At 44.9% G+C, this 3,988-nt stretch carries 3 protein-coding genes; all 3 read left to right on the top strand.

Features of this window, described 5'->3' with window-relative positions; all coding sequences use genetic code 11:
• Positions 1-78 precede the first annotated feature (78 nt).
• Positions 79-462 carry a YkvA family protein gene (locus QT990_RS08515; protein WP_333465128.1) on the top strand — a complete coding sequence of 128 codons (384 nt, stop codon included), beginning with the start codon at positions 79-81 and terminating at the stop codon, positions 460-462.
• A gap of 254 nt (positions 463-716) precedes the next feature.
• On the top strand, positions 717-3,083 hold the full coding sequence (gene pcrA / locus QT990_RS08510; protein ID WP_333465127.1) for a DNA helicase PcrA: 2,367 nt from the start codon (positions 717-719) through the stop codon (positions 3,081-3,083).
• A gap of 34 nt (positions 3,084-3,117) precedes the next feature.
• The gene (locus tag QT990_RS08505; RefSeq protein ID WP_333138692.1) at positions 3,118-3,723 is read left to right on the top strand and encodes a hypothetical protein; all 606 of its coding nucleotides are present in this window, start codon (positions 3,118-3,120) and stop codon (positions 3,721-3,723) included.
• Positions 3,724-3,988 lie beyond the last annotated feature (265 nt).

The following is a 3,988-nucleotide window of genomic DNA, read 5'->3' as shown; positions in this document are numbered from 1 at the left end:
GTCATTAGTCATTAGTCATTAGTCATTAGTCATTAGTCATTAGTCATTAGTCATTAGTCATTAGTCATTAGTCATTATATGCAATCCTTAAAACAAGCTGCCCGCCGACTTAAGAAAGAGACTTACGCGGTTTATTTAGCCAGTACAGACCAGAGAGTAGCTTGGTACGCCAGAATTTTAGCAGGGCTTACGGTGGCCTATGCTTTTAGCCCGATCGACTTAATTCCTGACTTCATACCGGTTCTCGGCTACTTGGACGATTTGATAATTGTACCTTTGGGAATTTGGCTGGTACTGAAGATGATTCCGCCACAGGTTTTAGCCGAGTGTCGGGAAAAAGCAGCCGCAGAAATAGAGCGAGGAAAACCTATAAATCGGGCTGCCGCTGCTGTGATTATTGCCATCTGGATTGGCTTGGGAATATTAGCAGCAATGTGGCTGATACGAATATTTAAACGTTAGAATACCGGGCGGTTGAAACCGGGGCTATACAGACAAAACCCGCCTCCGCGGGTTAAAGAATAGGCGGTGAAAATTATGTTTTACGCTATTCTCTTAAGTCCGCGGAGGCGGACATCGTTTGTGTAGACGCGGTTTAAACCGCCGTCTGATCTGATATTATATTGTAGGGCGAGCGCACCTTACCTTAAAAAAAATCGCGGTATTCCATACCAAGTATTATTTACCGCTTAAAAAATTAAACTAACTTTCTAGCTATGACTCAAACCACTGATTTCCTCAGCCACCTCAACCCATCTCAGCGCCAAGCAGTCGCCCATTATAACGGGCCGCTGTTAGTAGTAGCGGGCGCTGGTTCCGGCAAAACCAGAGCTCTAACTTACCGAGTTGCTAACTTAGTTCGCACCCATCGAGTTGATCCTGAAAATATTCTGGCGGTGACATTTACAAATAAAGCCGCCAGGGAGATGAAAGAAAGAATTGAGAAATTGCTGGCAACTCAGCAAGCTGAAGCCGAATATGGCAAACCTTTGGTAGACTTAGCCCCGGATGTGCAGACGAAATTGCGATCGCAAATTTACCAGAGAATTACCAAACACATTTGGATGGGGACTTTTCACTCTTTGTGCGGTCGCATTCTCCGCTACGATATTGAGAAATATCAAGACGAAAAAGGCCGGCAGTGGAAGAAAAATTTTTCGATTTTTGACGATTCAGATGCTCAAGGTATCGTCAAACAAATTGTTACAAAAACTCTCAATCTGGACGATAAGAAATTTGATCCGCGAAAAGTCCGCTATGCCATCAGCAATGCTAAAAATAAAGGCTTGTCGCCTCAAGAATACCTAGCAGCAGAACCGGATTATCGAGGTCGTGTGATTGCCGATGTTTACAGTCGCTACCAAGACGCTTTAGCAGCCAACAATGCCCTAGATTTTGACGACTTAATCCTCGTTCCCGTTAAGCTTTTGAGCCAAAACGAGCAAGTATTAAGTTACTGGCATAAAAAGTTTTGCCATATTTTAGTTGACGAATACCAAGATACTAACCGCACTCAATACGATTTGATTCGGATGTTGGTGACAAATAACGCCGATCCTAAAAAATTCGATAAATGGCAAAACCGCTCGATTTTTGTCGTGGGCGATGTCGATCAATCAATTTACAGCTTTCGGATGGCAGATTATACCATATTGCTGGAATTTCAAGAGGATTTTGGAGATGGTTTGTCCGACGAGAAAACTCGGACAATGGTAAAATTAGAGGAAAATTATCGATCGCGCGAAAACATCCTGCAAGTCGCGAACCACTTGATCGAACACAATACCGAACGGATCGAAAAAATTCTGCGGCCGACTCGCGAACCGGGAGCTCCGATTGTTGTCTGGCGGGCAGACAACGAATTAGATGAAGCGGAATTTGTAGCAGGTCAAATTCATTCCTTAAAGCGCCAAAATTCCGAATACGAAAACGGCAGTAACTTTGCGATTCTCTACCGCACAAACGCTCAATCTCGATCCTTTGAAGAAGCGTTAATGCGTTTAGACATTCCTTACAATATTGTCGGTGGCCTGAAGTTTTACGATCGCAAAGAAATCAAAGATATCTTAGCATACCTGCGGGCGCTTGCCAATCCCGACGATAGCGTCAGCCTCAAACGCATCATCAATACTCCCCGTCGCGGCATTGGGGATACCACATTTTCCAAAATCGAAGACGCTGCAACTCAATTGGGCATTCCGTTGTGGGAAATCCTCAGCGATGAATCTTCTGTCAATACTCTCGCAGGGCGATCGGCAAAAGCTATTATTAAGTTTGCCGAAATGATTGGTCGTTGGCAATCGCAAGTTGAAACTCTGCCGGCTTCGCAAATTGTCCAAGGAATTATCCAAGATTCAGGCTACATTGAAGATTTGAAAAATCAAGGAACCGAGGAAGCCGAAAATCGCATAGAAAACGTCAGAGAATTGTACAATGCTGTGCTGCAATTTGAAGAACAAAACGAAGAACCGACGCTGACATCATTTTTAGCAAAAGCATCTTTAGCATCCGATTTAGATGACTTGCAGGAAGAAGATTCCCGCGTGTCGCTGATGACGCTACACTCAGCAAAAGGGTTAGAATTTCCCGTGGTATTTCTAGTCGGAATGGAACAGGGTTTATTTCCTAATTTCCGCAGTTTGGACGACCCGAAAGCGATCGAAGAAGAACGCCGTTTGTGCTACGTCGGCATCACTCGCGCCCAGGAATTGCTATTTCTCACCCACACTCGCGAACGTCGCCTCTGGGGAGGTTTCCGGGAACACTGCACCCCTTCGCTATTCTTAGGGGAATTGCCGACACATTTGCTGGCTGGAAGTGCGAAGAAAACTAAAGCGGGGAAAACGGCTGCATCTAAAGGAAAAACTAATAATTCAGCAGCAAATTCCGGGAGTTCTAAACCGGGAAACAATGGACAATCGGCGGATTGGCAAACAGGCGATCGGGTTTTTCATCATGCTTTTGGAGTTGGAGAAATTACCCACGTTTTAGGGGCTGGCGATAAAACTAATCTGGCAATTAAGTTTTCAGGTTTGGGCAGAAAAATCATCGATCCGAGAACAGCTAAGTTGCAGCGAGTGTAATAGAAAAGCAGAAATAAAAACAACATCAGATTTTATGCCTTACAGTCAATTTACAACGATCGGCAAAGTTAAAGAAGCCTTCAATCTCACAGCAGTCGAAGGAATCAGATTTCTGCCGGAAATCGAGCCGATCGCACCCGCAACAGCCTTGCAGACCATGCTGGAGACAAATTTGCCTTGGGCGATCGCTACTAGCACAGAAAAAGCCCGTTCAGAAGCTATTATCAACCCTGTATTGCTGGAAGTTCGCAGGATTCTGAACCAACAAATCAGCGTGTTTTCGGGTGAAGAATTTAATGTCGATGCTGCTGTTGGACTTACAGGAGTTTGCGATTTTCTCATCAGCCGTTCCCCCGAACAATTAGACATTGAAGCCCCAGCAATTGTGATGGTGGAAGCTAAAAAAGGAGATTTGAAAGTAGGTTTGGGTCAATGTATTGCTGAAATGGTGGCGGCCCAGAGGTTTAATGAAGCGAAAGGGATCTCGATATCAGCCATCTACGGCAGCGTTTCCAGCGGCACAGCTTGGCGGTTTCTCAAGCTGGAAGGGCAAATAGTGACGATCGATCTTACCGACTATCCGCTACCTCCCGTAGATAAAATATTGGGATTTTTAGTCTGGATGGTGCGCCAAAATTAGCATATCAAATCCGGGTTGAAAATTCCCGATCGGAGTCGGCGGTTAAAACCGTTACTACACAACCTTGCCTCCGAACAGAGGGGACTCAAAAGAAATGATTCAAGACTCTCCCGTAGGGAATCGCCCCTCGATCGATCTTATCTCACATCTTGCACCATTCTCAAGAACAGGCTTTTCGGCCTGTTCCACAATAACATTCACTCTTTGTGGAACAGGCCGAAAAGCCTGTTCATAAAAGACTTATTAACAATAATGCAACATCGCA

It is taken from the genome of Microcoleus sp. T3_B1 (genome assembly GCF_036700445.1).
Taxonomy (GTDB): domain Bacteria; phylum Cyanobacteriota; class Cyanobacteriia; order Cyanobacteriales; family Microcoleaceae; genus Microcoleus.
Note: the sequence above shows the minus strand (reverse complement) of the source record. Positions and strands in the feature narration are given on the sequence as shown.

What these genes read in the sequence shown, in the direction of transcription:
- QT990_RS08515 (WP_333465128.1), top strand. Translation starts at nt 79, where the DNA reads ATGCAATCCTTAAAACAAGCTGCCCGCCGACTTAAGAAAGAGACTTAC.
- pcrA (WP_333465127.1), top strand. Translation starts at nt 717, where the DNA reads ATGACTCAAACCACTGATTTCCTCAGCCACCTCAACCCATCTCAGCGC.
- QT990_RS08505 (WP_333138692.1), top strand. Translation starts at nt 3,118, where the DNA reads ATGCCTTACAGTCAATTTACAACGATCGGCAAAGTTAAAGAAGCCTTC.